This is a genomic window from Vannielia litorea, assembly GCF_900142295.1.
Lineage (GTDB): Bacteria > Pseudomonadota > Alphaproteobacteria > Rhodobacterales > Rhodobacteraceae > Vannielia > Vannielia litorea.
Window position 1 is genome coordinate 3,220,494 of the sequence record NZ_FSRL01000001.1, and the last position, 13,948, is coordinate 3,234,441.

The following is a 13,948-nucleotide window of genomic DNA, read 5'->3' on the forward strand; positions in this document are numbered from 1 at the left end:
ACTAAAAAGGGCCGCCCCGGTGTCCCGTCGGCGGCCCTGAATGGGGTTATGACCTTGCCTTACTGCGCCTGCAGATAGGCGATCACATTGGCGCGGTCCTCGATCTTCTTGAGGCCGGCAAAGCTCATCTTGGTGCCGCTTATGTAGCCCTTCGGGTTGGCGAGAAACGCGCTCAGTTCTTCAGGGGTCCACGTGCCGCCATGCTCGGCCATTGCGCTGGAATAGGAGAAGCCGCCGACGCCGCCGATATCGCGATTCACCACACCATCGAGGTGCGGACCTGTGCCATCGGTGCCGTCGAGCTTGTGGCAGGCCTTGCACTTGCCGAAGACCTTCTCGCCCGCAGCGGCATCGGCGCTGGCGAACACCTCTTCAAACGAAGGGCCGCTCTCTTCTTCAGCGGCTTCGCCACCCTCGGCCGAGGCTACCTCGATGGCATAGCCCTGCACGTGCTCTTCGCCCTCTTCACCATGATTGCCGGCATCCATCGCGTAGAGCGACTCGCCGGCCCAGTTGATCAGGAGGTAGATCAGCAGCGCGCCGCACAGCCAGCCGAACGCCTTGACCATCGTCATTGTGTCGAACATGTCTCATCCCGTGCACGGTTTCGGTTTCGGGGCCTTCTACGCGCTTCCATGCCCGCGCTGCAAGACGTATCAGGCGCGACCAATCGCCCGAGGGGGCAAAAAACGTGTGAACTGTCAGGGGAGAGGCAGGATGGCCGGCCGGATCGCATTTCAGGGAGAATTGGGCGCCTATTCGCATCAGGCCTGCGCCGACGCACGGCCCGACATGGAAGCGGTGCCGTGCCGTACCTTCGAGGATGTGATCGAGGCGGTGCGCGCCGGCCGGGCGGACCAGGCGATGCTGCCGGTGGAGAACTCCACCTACGGTCGGGTCGCCGACATTCACCGCCTGCTGCCCGAGTCGGGGCTTCACATCATCGACGAGGCCTTCGTGCGGGTGCACATCTCGCTGATGGCCCTGCCCGGCGTCGCGCTCGACGAGATAAGGAAAGTGCGCGCGCACCTGGTGCTCCTGCCGCAATGCGCGGCCTTCCTCGCCGAGCACGGAATCGCGGGGGAGGCCGCCGCCGACAGCGCCGGCGCGGCAGCGGAGCTTCGGGCCAGCGGCTTGCGCGACGAGGGCGTGCTGGCTTCCGACCTCGCGGCCGAGATACACGGGCTGAACATTCTCGCACGCCACATCGAGGACCACGCCCACAACACCACCCGGTTTCTCATCATGGCGCCCGAGGCCCGGCCCGCCCGCCGCGCCGAGAACATGATGACCACCTTCGTCTTCCGCGTGCGCAACATCCCCGCCGCGCTCTACAAGGCGATGGGGGGCTTTGCCACGAACGGGGTCAACATGACCAAGCTCGAGAGCTACATGGTGGGCGGCAGCTTCACCGCGACGCAGTTCTACTCCGACATCGAGGGCCATCCGGACGACCCGAATGTGCAGCTTGCGATGGAGGAGCTCGACCATTTCACCGAAGAGGTGAAGATCCTCGGCGTCTATCCCGCAGACGCTCGGAGGCACTGAGCTTCCGCGCGCATGGCCCGGCTCTGTAGCGCCATGGGCCGATCGCCGACGGCGCTCAACCCTCCGGGTAGGCTTGCCGGCAGGCCGCGATCCGGGCCTGCGCCTCGCGCTCCAACTGGTCGCGCTTGACGATCATGTTGCGCAGCTTGCGTTGCTCCGCTGCCGGGTCGATCGCCACCTGACGGGTGCGGTAACGGGTTTCGGGACGGTGGCACCAGGTGACGCCGACATTCTCCTTCTTGGAGCCCACGCACATCCGAAAACCACTCGTCACATAGGCCTCGCGCTCGACGGCATAGCCGCGATCCACATTGGCCCGGGTCTCGGCGATGAGCTTGTTCATCACCTTCAGATCCTTGGCGGCGCGGTTCACGCAGGCCTCGCGCGGAGTGGCGCAGGCGGCGGCGAGAGGGATCAGCAGCAGGGGCAGAAAATGCCGCATCGGGTGTCCTTTCAATGGCTTGGCACCATGATTAGGCTCGCGGAGCGGATTCGCCAAATCACGATATGCGGGAAGGGCCGGCCATGACCGATGCGATGGACACAGAGAAAGCGCGCGCTGCCGCTTGGTTTCGGACGCTCCGCGACGAGATCGTTTCCGCCTTCGAGGGTCTGGAAGACAGTTTCGAGGGCAAGGGCGAAGCCGGCAGGTTCGAGGTGACCCCGACGAAGCGCGCCGCAGAGGACGGCTCCGACGCCGGGGGCGGGTTGATGAGCGTGATGCGCAGCGGCAGGGTCTTCGAGAAGGTCGGCGTGAACGTATCGGAGGTGTTCGGCACGCTGGGCGAGGCCGCGCAGAAGGCGATGGCCGCCCGCGGCATGCCGGGCGTGGCCGAGGATCCGCGCTTCTGGGCCTCGGGCATCAGCCTCGTGGCCCACATGCAGAACCCCCATGTGCCGGCTGTTCACATGAACACCCGCATGTTCTGGACCCCTTCCGCCTGGTGGTTCGGCGGCGGGTCCGATCTGAACCCCTGCATCGAATATGATGAGGACACGGCGCATTTTCATGGCCAGCAGAAGGCCCATCTGGACCCGCACGGAGCCGAGCTCTATCCCCGGCTCAAGGCCTGGGCCGATGAGTACTTCTACATCCCCCACAGGGGCCGGGCCCGGGGTGTTGGCGGCGTTTTCATGGATGACCGGAATACCGGAGACTGGGAGGCCGACTTTGCCCTGACGCAGGACATCGGCCGCGCCTTCCTGCCCGCCTATCTGCCGCTGGTCGAAAAGCGCCGGGGCCAGGCCTGGGGAGAGGCCGAGAAGGAGGTGCAACTCGTGCACCGCGGGCTCTACGCCGAGTACAACCTCGTCTACGACCGCGGCACGAAGTTCGGCCTTGCGACCGGGCATGATGCCAATGCGGTGCTGATGAGCCTGCCGCCGATGGCCAAGTGGGTATGACCCGGGCGGCACAGCGGCGCAGTCGGGTCCCGGTCTGGCAGCGTTGAGGGTGCCGCGGCCCGAAACCTGGCCCCCTTGACCTCTGCGATCATCCGCGCAACGTGACGGCCTGCAATCGTGAGGCCCCAATGCCGCTCTCTCCCAACGCCCAGGGTGCCCTCTGGATGACCGCTTCGATGGCCGGTTTCGCCGTGGAGGACGCCTTTATCAAATCCGCCGCCGGGGCGGTGCCGGTTGGCCAGGTGCTGGCGATGTTCGGGCTGATCGGCACGGCGATCTTTGCCATGCTCTGCCTGCGGCGCGGCGACCGCCTGATTCACCCCGCGCTCTTCTCCCGTCCCATGGCGGTGCGCTGCGGGTTCGAGATGGTGGGTCGGGTATTCTACACCCTCGCCATTGCGCTCACGCCGCTCTCCACCGCCTCGGCGATCCTCCAGGCCGCGCCGCTGATGGTGGCGCTGGGAGCGATGACTGTCCTGCGGGAGCCGGTCAGCCCGGCGCGCTGGCTGGCGATCCTCGTGGGGTTTGCGGGCGTCCTTCTGGTGCTGCGGCCTGGGCTCGCCGGGTTCGACATGCTGGCAATCCTCTCGGTGCTGGGCATGATCGGCTTCGCGGGGCGTGACCTTGCCACCCGCGCTGCGCCACCCGCGCTCTCGCACATGCAGCTCAGCCTTTACGGCTGCGCCATCCTGATCCCGGCGGGGCTGGTGATTCTCGCCTTCCAATCTGCCCCCGTGGTGCCTTCGGGCGCAGACACATGGCGCATTCTCGCGGCCTCGCTCGCAGGGGCCTCGGCCTACTACGCGCTCACCATCGCCATGCGCACCGGAGAGGTGGGCGTGGTGGCCCCCTTCCGCTACACCCGGCTTGTGGTGGCGATGATCCTCGCCGCCGTCGTCTTTGGCGAACGGCCCGACACAGCCACGCTCGTGGGCTCGGCGATCATCGTCGGCGCGGGGCTTCTGGCGCTGGCCAGTGGGCGCCGGCGCAGGGTGAGGGCCTGAGGCGCTATTTGTAGAGCCCGGTGCGCACCGAAAGGTCGGTCTCTGTCATCGCGTATTTTTGCACCATCCCGGCCTCGTCGAAGAGGACCGTCAGCTGCTTCTGCTTGCCCTTGCGGACCCGGCCGAACATCCGGACACCCGGAATGTAGCTCACCGCGTGGGGGCGGAGGCGCTCGTGGCTGTAGGTCCAGATCTCGGTGCCTGCCGCGGTGAACGACTTCTCCTGCGGGGCACCCAGCATGTTCTGCACCTGCACCTGGCTCGTCATCCCCGGATGCATCATCTGGGCCACACTCGCTTCGGTCTGGTTCTTCATCACCTGGTTGCCGCTGGAGCTGCAGGCCGCGAGGCCGAGGGCAAGGATTGAAACGAGCAAGCTGCGGAGCATGAGTGGCCTCTCTGGGTTCTGAACAGGGGGCATGCTCTGGCGAAAGCGGAAAGATTCGGTAAATCCTGACGGGCCCGTGAATAAAAAGCTTGCCCTTGCCCCAAGGATTGACGCCCCGCATCCGTCTGACCAACGGTATGCGCATGTCGGTGTCCGATCATTCTCTCGCGCTGGCCGCTGCGGGCGGCGACCGGGAGGCCTTTGCCTCTCTGCTGGCGCGGCATTACGACCGGCTCTTCGCCTTTGCCTTCCGACTGACCGGCGTGCGCGCCGAAGCCGAGGACCTGACGCAGGACATTTGCCTTGCCCTGCCCGCCAAGCTCGCCCGCTACGAAGGGCGCGCCGCGTTTTCCACTTGGCTCTACCGGGTGGCGGTCAACGCGGCCCATGACCGGCGGCGCAGGGCCGCAACACAGGCAAAGGCCTCGGAGGGTTGGGGCGACTGGGAGATCGGTCGGCAGGCCGAAATGGTCGAGACGGCCGAGGCGGTGGACTGGCTCACTGCCACGCTGCGCGGACTGCCGCCCGAACTGCGCGACACCTGCGCGCTGGTTCTGGGCGAGGAGATGACCCAAGGCCAGGCCGGAGAGGTGCTTGGCGTGAGCGAGGGCACAATCGCCTGGCGCATGTCGGAGGTCAAAAAGCGCCTCCGCGCGCTGGCAAGCGAGGAAAGAGCGTCATGACTGACGAGTTCGACAAGCTGAAGAAGGCCATGCAGGCCGCCCCGCCCGCTCCCGACCCGGAAGCGAAGAAGGCGGCGCTGGCCCTTGCCATGCAGGCCTTCGACGACTCGGCGGAGAAAAATGCACGCCTCCGCCAAGGATTGGCAAAAGGCGCGCGTCCCACTCCCGAAAGCCCCCGAGAGGCGGGGCTGATGCAAGGAGTGAGAGACATGTTTGCGAAACTGAGCACAAAGGCCGGGCTGGCCGCCACCACCGGCATCGCCGCCGCCGGGCTGGCCGCCGTGGTGATCATCCCGCAGATGCAGCAGAGCGGCGGGCCGACGGTCGTGGAGGCGCGCGAAACCAAGGGCGCGGCAGCAACCGACAGCACCCGCTCCCAGGCCGAGGCGGCGCCCCTTACTCAGCCCGAGACGCCGCAGGAGGCGCCCGAGATCGCGGAGGTCCGAAGCGACGACGCACAGGCGGCTACGCCCGCGCCGGAGCCCGCCGCCACCGAGGATGTCGCCGTGATGGAGGAGCCGCCGATGGCGGAGGCCGAGGCCGACGAGGAGTTGGCGGCGGAAGCCCCGCTGGCGGATGCCGTGGCAGGGGCATCGGCCCCGACCGCACCCCGCACGGCCACCGCAAAGCGCAGCGTCGCCGCATCGGCCGCCCGAGAAAGGGCCGAGACCGGCGGTATTGCGGGCATCGTCCGGCCCGAAGGTGTGCTGGCACCCGCTCCGGCCCCCGGCGATGGCTATGTGGCCCCGCAGGACCCCGACACGGAGGCCTTTCCCGAGGCCGAACAGAACCCGGTGAAAGTGGCCTCCGAAGAGCCTGTCTCGACCTTCTCGATCGACGTGGATACGGCGAGCTACTCGGTCGTCCGTTCCTCGCTGAACGCGGGCCGGATGCCTCCGGTTGATGCCGTGCGGGTAGAGGAAATGGTCAACTACTTCCCCTACGCCTATGCCGCCCCCGAGGCCGATGACCCGGCCCCGTTCAAGCCCACCGTGGTGGTGGGCGAGACCCCGTGGAACCCTGACACCCGGCTGGTGACGGTGGCGATCCAGGGCGAGCTGCCGCTGGTCGAGGACCGGCCGCCGCTGAACCTGGTGTTCCTCGTCGACTCGTCGGGCTCGATGTCGGATGCCAACAAGCTGCCGCTGCTCAAACAGTCGCTCCGGCTCATGCTCCCCGAACTGCGCCCCGAGGATCAGGTGGCCATCGTGGCCTATGCCGGCTCGTCCGGCTTGGTCCTGCCGCCGACGCCTGCCAGTGAGCGCGGCAAGATCCTCGCGGCGCTCGACAACGTCGGTGCGGGCGGTTCCACCGCCGGGCACGCCGGCCTGGAGCAGGCCTATGCCGTGGCCGAGGAAATGACCGGCGAGGGCGAGATCAGCCGCGTGCTGCTGGCCACCGATGGCGATTTCAACGTGGGCCTCTCCTCGCCCGAGGACATGAAGGAGTACATCGAGAAGAAGCGCGAGAGCGGCACCTTCCTATCCGTTCTCGGCTTCGGGCGCGGCAACCTCGACGACGCGTTGATGCAGGCGCTGGCACAGAACGGCAATGGCCAGGCCGCCTATATCGACACGCTCAACGAGGCCCGCAAGGTGCTGGTGGACCAGTTCACCGGCGCGCTCTTTCCGATTGCGTCGGACGTGAAGATCCAGGTCGAGTTCAACCCGGCCGAGGTCGCCGAATACCGGCTGATCGGCTACGAGACCCGTGCGCTGAGGCGCGAGGACTTCAACAACGACAAGGTGGATGCGGGCGAGATCGGCGCGGGCCATTCGGTGACGGCGATCTACGAGATCACGCCGGTGGGTTCGCCCGCCGTGCTGAACGACCCGCTGCGCTACGGCTCGGCCGATGCCTCCGTGGCCCCCGCTCAGGCCGAGCAGGACAATCCCGAACTGGCCTTCCTGCGGATGCGCTGGAAGGAGCCGGGCGATAGCGAGAGCGCGCTGCTGGAGTTTCCGATCACGGCAGGCATGGGCACGGCGAGCGACGAAACCCGCTTTGCCGCCGCCATCGCCGGCTTCGGGCAGCTCCTGAAAGGCTCCAGCTATCTTGGCGACTGGAGCTATGCCGATGCCATCGCGCTGGCCAATGGTGCGAAGGGCACCGACGAGTTCGGCTACCGCGCCGAGGCGGTCAACCTGATGCGCCTCGCCCAGAGCCTCTCGCAGTAACTTCCGAACCCCGCGTCGCCGTCATCCCCTGAAGGGCGGCGCGGATGCAGGCGGCAACCCCGCCGAGCAGAGCCCGGTTCCTCCCGACCGGGCGCACGGCCCCGGCACGTCCCCGCCGGGGCCGTCCTTGCACTTCAGATTGCAAGGGATCAGGGCCGCTCGCGCAGGTTGTCCTCTGCGTCGGCCACGTTGATGTCGAGCGCGTCGAGCCCGTCTTCCAGCATGTCGGCCAGCTGCGGTTCACCGCCGAGGTAGGTCTCGGTGGGCGAGGTCTTTTCGGCCACGGCCATGCGGCGAGCCTCCTCGATGTCATCGGGGTCGTAACTGCCGCGACCAACCCACATCAACGCCACGAGGCTCGACTGCTCGTCCTCGTTCATGTCGGCGATGTAGTTGCGGGTCTGCACCCCGTCGGAACCGTACTCCCGGGCCAGAGCGATGACCCGGACGATCTTGTGCATGGAAATGTCGAGCATTGCGGCCCTCCTTGCGCCGACAGTGCCAGCTTGTGCGCGAGCTTTCCAGCCCCTCAGAGTTGCGAGCGGAACAGCCTGTAGTAGAGCCAGTTGGGCATGAGTTGCGAGAGCCGGACGACCCACCCCCGCATGGTCGGGAAGCTCCTCTGGAAGATGTCGTCGTTCATGTGTTCGAACAACTCCCGCGCGGCCGCCTCGGAGGTCATCACCGAGGGCGGCAAGGCGGCAGGGGTATCGCCCTCGGCCAGGGCTTCGGGTTCGATCACGTGGCCGGGGCAGGCGAGCTGGATCTGCACGCCGGTGCTGCGCAGCTCGGCGTAGAGCTCTTCGGCAAGGTGCATGATGGCCGCCATCGAGGTGCCGTAGCCGATCTCGCCCGGCAGGCCACGATAGGCCGAGAGGCCGGCAACCAGCAGCAGGTGGCCCTTGTCGGCGGCGACCATGCCGGGCAGCACTGCGCCCACGGTGTTGAGCGCCCCGTCGAGGTTGCGGTCGATCACCTGTTTGATCGCGGCCGTGTCCCAGGTCCTGGCGCCGTGTCCGCCAACGGCATCGGGAAGATAGATCACGCCGTCGAGCCTGCCCGCGCTGGCCACGGCGCTCTTCATCGCCTCGCCGTCGGAAACCTCGGCCTCGAGCACCTCGGCCTTGCCGGGCAGCATCTCGGCCAAGCGGGCCATCGCCTCCGGCTCGGAGCAGGTGAGCAGCAGCTCCACGCCGACACGACTCAACTGATCTGCAATGGCGCGCCCCAAGGCCGAGCCGGCCCCGATGATCCAGTATCGCTTGCCCTGCCATTCGACCATGAAAACGTTCCTCCGTGCCTATGCCATCCTTGAAATACCGTGCCGCACGGCAGAAGTGATTCTGGCGCGTCACCCGGTCAGTATAACGCGGGCCGGTCGGGGGTGGTTCACTGGGCGGTCCGCATGTCGTTCAAATCCACGACAGTGCTCAATTCCTGGGCGCGCCGGAGGGGCGGTGCTCAGCGGCTTGGGCTGCCGAGGGGCACGACGCGAGGTTCCTCCTCCGGGGCCAGCTCCTCGAAATCGAAGGCGTCGAGCCGGTGTGCCCGCTTGCCGGCCTTGTCGGCGGAAATCTTGATCTCCTCGATATCCTTGGCCGCCTGCCCGAAGTGCCGGTCGAGGTTGCCCACGCGCGTGCCCAGCCGGTCGACATCGGCGTAAAGCAGGGCCAGTTCCTTGCGTATGGCGCCGGCCTGCTCCCGCATCCGTGCGTCCTTAAGCACGGCGCGCATGGTGTTGAGCGTGGCCATGCAGGTGGTGGGCGAGACGATCCAGACCCGTGCTGCAAAGCCCTCGCGCACCACTTCGGCGAAATTGGCGTGCAGCTCGGCATAAACCGCCTCGGAGGGCAGAAACATCAGCGCGCCATCCGCCGTTTCGCCCTCGACGATATAGCGCTCTGAAATCGTGGAGATATGGGCTTTCACCGCCGTGCGGAGGGCGCGGGCAGCCTGCGTCTTCTCGGCGTCGGTCGAGGCCGCGCGCAATTGCTCGTAGGCCTCGAGCGGGAACTTGGCGTCGATCACGATCGGCCCCGGCGGTTTGGGCAGGTGTATGAGGCAATCGGCGCGACGGCCGTTGGAAAGGCTCGCCTGGAGGGTGTAGCTGTCGCGCGGAAGCGCCTTGCTGACGATATCGTTGAGCTGGATCTCCCCGAAGGCCCCGCGCGTCTGCTTGTTGCTCAGGATGTCCTGCAGGCCGAGGACGTCGCCCGAGAGCTTCTCGATGTTGGCCTGAGCCTTGTCGATCTGGGCGAGGCGTTCGGTGAGCTGGGTGAGCGAGGTGGCGGTGGCCTTGGAACTGCCCGAGAGAGTCTCTGTCACCTTCTCCTGCATGTCGTTGAGCGTACGGGCGGAGTGCAGGGCGGTCTGGTGCAGGCGGTCGGCGACTTGGGCTTGCACCTCGGCGAGGCGTGACTCCATCGCCGCGACGATCTGCGCCTGGCCGTTGGCCTGGCTCTCGGAGACCGAGGAGATCCGCCCGTCGAGCCGATGCTGACCTTCGGCGAGCGCCCCTACGAGCCGCGTGACCTCGGAGATCTGCGCGGCGGCATCGGCAGCGCGACCGGCGCGGCGGGTGGCGGTAATGAGGAGCCAGAGCAGGAAGACGACAAGCAGCACACCGCCCAGTGCCGCGAGAACGCGGGGGTCGGAAAATGCGTAGGTCTCATCGCCAAGCTTGATCATCGGCGCCCGAAGAGCCGCTCGATGTCGTGCAGCTTCAGCTCCACATAGGTTGGCCGCCCATGGTTGCACTGGCCGGAATGGGGCGTGGCCTCCATCTCCCGGAGCAGCGCGTTCATCTCCTCGGCGCGCATCCGGCGGCCCGAACGGATGGAGCCATGACAGGCGACACGCGAGAGGATGGCCTCGATCCGCTCCTGCACCAGCTGGCTCTCGCCGATGTCGTCGAGCTCGTCCAGCACGTCCCGCAGCATGGCCTCGGCGTTGATCTCTCCGAGGATGGCCGGTGTTTCGCGCACGGCAATCGTACCGGGGCCGAAGGGCTCGAGCGCAAGGCCCATCCGGGCGAAGGTTTCGCCATGCGCCAGAAGGGTCGCGGCATCATCCGGAGAGAGCTCGACGATCTCCGGGATCAGCAAGGCCTGCGCGGCGACTCCATTCTCGGCCATCTGGCGCTTGAGCTTTTCGTAGACCAGGCGCTCATGGGCAGCGTGCTGATCGACGATCACCATGCCGTCCTCGGTCTGGGCGATGATGTAGTTCTCGTGCACCTGCCCTCTGGCCGCGCCGAGCGGATGGTGGGTGGCGGCCTCATCGGCGGATTGCGGCGCCTCGTCCACCCGGCCCGCAGGCGCTTCGGCGAAACCCATCTGTCCTATGACGGGAGCGGGCCAGCTGTAGCTCTGTGCGCGCTCCTGGGCCGGGCGGTCCATCTGGTAGACGCGCGGCACCGCGGACTGCTCGGCGGTGAATGTGCCCAGAACCTCGTTTGCGACCGTGGTCGAAGCCCGGTGGCCCGCGTCGGCGAGCGCATGGCGGATGCCGGTGACGATCAGGCCACGTGCCACACCGGGTTCGCGGAACCGGACCTCGGACTTGGCCGGATGCACGTTCACGTCGACCCTTTGCGGGTCGACATCGAGAAACAGCACCGCCGCCGGGTAGCGGTCGCGACTCAGATAGTCGGCATAGGCACCGCGGAGGGCGCCGATCAGCACCTTGTCCTGCACCGGACGGCCATTGACGAAAAGAAACTGCGCCACCGAGGAACCGCGCGAATAGGTGGGCAAGGCGGCGTAGCCGGTGAGGTGGACCCCCTCGCGTTCTGCGTCCAGACGCACCGCGTTCTCGGCAAAGTCGCGCCCCAGCACAGTGGCCAGCCGGCCCGCCAGCGCATCGAACAGATCACCTGACTGGGCGTCGGCGCGGAAGGTCACACGCGGCTCGCCGCTGGTTTCGTCGCGGAGCGTGAATCCGACGAAGGGCTCGGCCATGGCAAGGCGCTTGACGACCTCGGTGATGGCCTGGGTCTCGGCCCGGTCGGAGCGCAGGAACTTCAGGCGAGCGGGCGTGGCATAGAACAGCTCACGCAGTTCCACGACCGTGCCCGATGTCAGCGCCGCGGGTTTGACCGGCCCAAGGGCCCCGCCGGTGCAACTGATGGCATGGGCCTCTGCGCCCGGCGTACGCGACGTGATGGTCAGGCGCCCGACCGCTCCGAGCGAGGGCAACGCCTCGCCACGAAACCCGAAGGAGCGGATATCGAGCAGGTCGGAACCGTCGATCTTGGAGGTGGCGTGACGGGAGAGCGCCAGGGGAAGGTCGGGGCCTGGAATGCCGCAGCCGTCGTCGGTGACCCGGATCAGGGTCTTGCCGCCGTGGGAGACCGTGACCTCGATCCGGGTGGCCCCGGCATCGAGCGCGTTCTCGACCAGTTCCTTCACCGCAGAGGCCGGACGCTCCACCACCTCGCCCGCGGCGATGCGGTTGATCACCGTATCGTCGAGTTGCCGGATTTGCGGCAGGTCGGGGCTCATATTGGGGCGCGGTGCGTTCATCCTACTAGGGGTAGCATGGCCCGTGCCGATTCTGCGAGGGGGTTTCTCGCGCCACCTGCCCTTGAACCGCAGGGGGAGCGGGGCACGTCAGCGGCTATCGGGGCACCACCGCGCCAACCATCGGCCCGAGCGGAAAGCCGGTATCGTTGCGCCCCACCGAGGGCGCGAAAAGCCGCGAAACGGACCCGTCGAAATAGAGCGCGTTCGGCGTGCCGAGCTTGTCCCGGAACAACGTGCCGAACTCCCAGAACGTCACACGCTCATCGGAGATGACAAAATGGATCGTTCGCCCATCGGCCTCAACCCCCACGCCATTGCGAAAATGGCGCGACGTGCTGTCGCGCAGGAACCGTGGGTGCAGCTTGCCCTCCAGCACCAGCATCGGCCCGGATTGCGAGGCATGGCGACAGGCCGGCGGATCGGCACGGTAGGTCAGGGTCTCGATCACCGCGGCGCGGCCCTTCATCAGGCAGAACACGCCGTTCGGCACCAGCCCGAAGTTGCCGGGCCCGGGGTTGGCCACAAGCGGCGCGGTCTCGCGCCCCTGTTCGACATAGAGCCCGACCGGCCTGCGGTCGTCGTGGTACATGCCTGCATTCATGGCGAAGGTGAGTTGCAGGCCCTGTGCCTCGAGCACCTCTTCAAGTCTGGCGAAGCTGCCGATCACCTTGCCCCCGGTCTGGTGAAACAGCCGGATGTCATCCTTCGCCGCATCCAGCGTGCAGGCGGTATAGGCCCGACCCTCGTGGGCGATGTCCCGGCAGGCGGGGGCCGCGGCGAGCGGCGTCGCGGCAAGCGCGATCAGCGAGACGAAGAGCTGCCTAAATGTCGGCGTCATCCTCGTCGTCCTCTGCTTCGAGATCCCGGCGCACCCGGTCGTCGGCGAACATGCGGCGGGTGTCGTCCATCCGGTCGAAGGTTTCGTCGAGCTGAAAGCGCAGCTCCGGCGAGAACTTGAGCGCCAGCGACTTGTTGACCGCACGGCGCAGCTCGGAGCGGTTGCGCCGCAGGGCATCGAGCGCGGCGGCCTCGCCCTGCCCGCCGAGCGGCATGACAAAGGCGGTGGCCACCTTCAGATCGGGCGAACAGCGAACCTCGCTCACGGTGATCGACATGCGCCCGAGTTCGTCATCATGCACGTCACCGCGCTGGAGCACCTGCGCCAGCGCCCGCCGGATCGTCTCCCCCACGCGCAGCTGGCGCTGCGAGGGGCCGGGACCGTCATTGAACCTGTTCTTCGCCATGGGCCGGACATAGGACGCGCAGGACGCCCACGCAAGCGGGGCTTTGCGCCGCATGTCCGTGTCAGCTAAACGGGGCCGAACGTGAGAAGGACGAAGAGCGATGATGGACGTGCCCGGGATCGTGGTGATGGGGGCTTCCGGCCGGATGGGGCGGATGCTGGTGCAGAGCGTGCAGGAAAGCCCGGTGATGCGGCTCGCGGGCGCGCTGGAACGGCCGGGCCACGAGTGGATCGGCCGTGACGTGGGCGAGGCGATGGGCGGCGCGGCGCTGGGCGTGGCCGTCAACGACGACCCGCTGGAGGCCATGGCCGGCGCACAGGCCGTGATCGACTTCACCGCGCCGGCGGCCACGGTGGAGATGGCCACGCTGGCCGCGCAGGCCCGTGCGGTGCATGTGATCGGCACCACCGGTCTCACCGACGACGACATCGCCAAGATCGACCTCGCCGCGCGGCACGCGGTGATCGTGCGGGCGGGCAACATGTCTCTCGGGGTCAACCTGCTGACCGTGCTGGTGCGCAAGGTGGCCGCCGCGCTCGACGAGGATTTCGACATCGAGGTGGTGGAAGCACATCACCGGCACAAGGTGGATGCCCCCTCGGGCACCGCGCTGATGCTCGGCGAGGCCGCCGCCGACGGGCGCGGGCATGGGCTGAAAGAGGTCTACGAAGCCGCCCGCGACGGGATCACCGGAGCGCGGAAGCGCGGGCAGATCGGGTTTTCGGCCATTCGCGGCGGTGACATCATCGGCGAGCACGACGTCATCTTCGCCGGCCCCGGCGAGCGGCTGACGCTCTCGCACAGCGCCACCGACCGAAGCCTCTTTGCCAAGGGCGCGCTGAAGGCCGCGCTCTGGGGACAGGGGCGCAGGCCGGGGCACTACTCGATGCTGGACGTGCTGGGGCTGGGCGCAAGCTAGGCCGGGCAGGCTCATAGGACCCCTCCAAGGCGCTCTTCGCCCCGGGCGAGGACGCCTC

Annotated in this window: 15 protein-coding genes; 6 read left to right on the top strand and 9 right to left on the bottom strand. The window is 67.4% G+C overall.

Features of this window, described 5'->3' with window-relative positions; translation table 11 throughout:
* Positions 1-59 precede the first annotated feature (59 nt).
* Positions 60-587: a c-type cytochrome gene (locus BUR94_RS15700; protein ID WP_074257118.1), complete on the bottom strand. Its 528-nt coding sequence runs from the start codon at positions 585-587 to the stop codon at positions 60-62.
* Between the two features lie 130 nt (positions 588-717).
* Here BUR94_RS15700 and BUR94_RS15705 point away from each other — a divergent pair, with 130 nt between their 5' ends.
* Positions 718-1,548, top strand: coding sequence for a prephenate dehydratase (locus BUR94_RS15705; protein WP_074257119.1), 831 nt, complete (start codon positions 718-720; stop codon positions 1,546-1,548).
* A gap of 55 nt (positions 1,549-1,603) precedes the next feature.
* Here BUR94_RS15705 and BUR94_RS15710 read toward each other — a convergent pair whose 3' ends face one another.
* Positions 1,604-1,990, bottom strand: coding sequence for a hypothetical protein (locus BUR94_RS15710; RefSeq protein WP_074257120.1), 387 nt, complete (start codon positions 1,988-1,990; stop codon positions 1,604-1,606).
* Between the two features lie 83 nt (positions 1,991-2,073).
* Here BUR94_RS15710 and hemF point away from each other — a divergent pair, with 83 nt between their 5' ends.
* Entirely contained in the window at positions 2,074-2,952 is an 879-nt protein-coding gene (gene hemF / locus BUR94_RS15715; RefSeq protein WP_074257121.1) for an oxygen-dependent coproporphyrinogen oxidase, read from the top strand.
* A 164-nt stretch (positions 2,953-3,116) separates the two neighbouring features.
* Complete coding sequence (locus BUR94_RS15720; protein WP_245794495.1) at positions 3,117-3,956, top strand: DMT family transporter; 840 nt, start codon at positions 3,117-3,119, stop codon at positions 3,954-3,956.
* Between the two features lie 4 nt (positions 3,957-3,960).
* Here BUR94_RS15720 and bamE read toward each other — a convergent pair whose 3' ends face one another.
* On the bottom strand, positions 3,961-4,344 hold the full coding sequence (gene bamE / locus BUR94_RS15725) for an outer membrane protein assembly factor BamE domain-containing protein (RefSeq protein WP_074257123.1): 384 nt from the start codon (positions 4,342-4,344) through the stop codon (positions 3,961-3,963).
* A 143-nt stretch (positions 4,345-4,487) separates the two neighbouring features.
* Between bamE and BUR94_RS15730 the strand changes: the two genes are divergently transcribed.
* Positions 4,488-5,027 carry an RNA polymerase sigma factor gene (locus BUR94_RS15730; protein ID WP_074257760.1) on the top strand — a complete coding sequence of 180 codons (540 nt, stop codon included), beginning with the start codon at positions 4,488-4,490 and terminating at the stop codon, positions 5,025-5,027.
* Entirely contained in the window at positions 5,024-7,204 is a 2,181-nt protein-coding gene (locus BUR94_RS15735; RefSeq protein ID WP_074257124.1) for a VWA domain-containing protein, read from the top strand. The genes BUR94_RS15730 and BUR94_RS15735 overlap by 4 nt, the downstream gene beginning before the upstream one ends.
* Before the next feature lie 149 nt (positions 7,205-7,353).
* On the opposite strand, the gene BUR94_RS15740 is transcribed toward BUR94_RS15735, so the two are convergent.
* The 6 genes from BUR94_RS15740 to rbfA form a co-directional block, all read right to left on the bottom strand.
* Positions 7,354-7,680 (bottom strand): DUF3775 domain-containing protein, encoded by a 327-nt coding sequence (locus tag BUR94_RS15740; RefSeq protein WP_074257125.1) that lies wholly within the window; start codon positions 7,678-7,680, stop codon positions 7,354-7,356.
* 53 nt (positions 7,681-7,733) lie between these two features.
* Positions 7,734-8,486: an SDR family NAD(P)-dependent oxidoreductase gene (locus tag BUR94_RS15745; protein ID WP_074257126.1), complete on the bottom strand. Its 753-nt coding sequence runs from the start codon at positions 8,484-8,486 to the stop codon at positions 7,734-7,736.
* Between the two features lie 179 nt (positions 8,487-8,665).
* The gene (locus BUR94_RS15750) at positions 8,666-9,892 is read right to left on the bottom strand and encodes a DNA recombination protein RmuC (protein ID WP_074257127.1); all 1,227 of its coding nucleotides are present in this window, start codon (positions 9,890-9,892) and stop codon (positions 8,666-8,668) included.
* Positions 9,889-11,727 carry a DNA mismatch repair endonuclease MutL gene (gene mutL, locus BUR94_RS15755; protein WP_074257128.1) on the bottom strand — a complete coding sequence of 613 codons (1,839 nt, stop codon included), beginning with the start codon at positions 11,725-11,727 and terminating at the stop codon, positions 9,889-9,891. Before mutL ends, BUR94_RS15750 begins: the two co-directional genes overlap by 4 nt.
* A gap of 94 nt (positions 11,728-11,821) precedes the next feature.
* Positions 11,822-12,565, bottom strand: a complete 744-nt coding sequence (locus BUR94_RS15760; protein ID WP_074257129.1) for a phosphodiester glycosidase family protein — start codon at positions 12,563-12,565, stop codon at positions 11,822-11,824.
* Positions 12,549-12,971: a 30S ribosome-binding factor RbfA gene (gene rbfA, locus BUR94_RS15765; RefSeq protein WP_074257130.1), complete on the bottom strand. Its 423-nt coding sequence runs from the start codon at positions 12,969-12,971 to the stop codon at positions 12,549-12,551. The genes BUR94_RS15760 and rbfA overlap by 17 nt, the downstream gene beginning before the upstream one ends.
* A gap of 100 nt (positions 12,972-13,071) precedes the next feature.
* On the opposite strand from rbfA, the gene dapB reads away from it, so the two are divergent.
* On the top strand, positions 13,072-13,890 hold the full coding sequence (gene dapB / locus BUR94_RS15770) for a 4-hydroxy-tetrahydrodipicolinate reductase (RefSeq protein WP_074257131.1): 819 nt from the start codon (positions 13,072-13,074) through the stop codon (positions 13,888-13,890).
* Positions 13,891-13,948 lie beyond the last annotated feature (58 nt).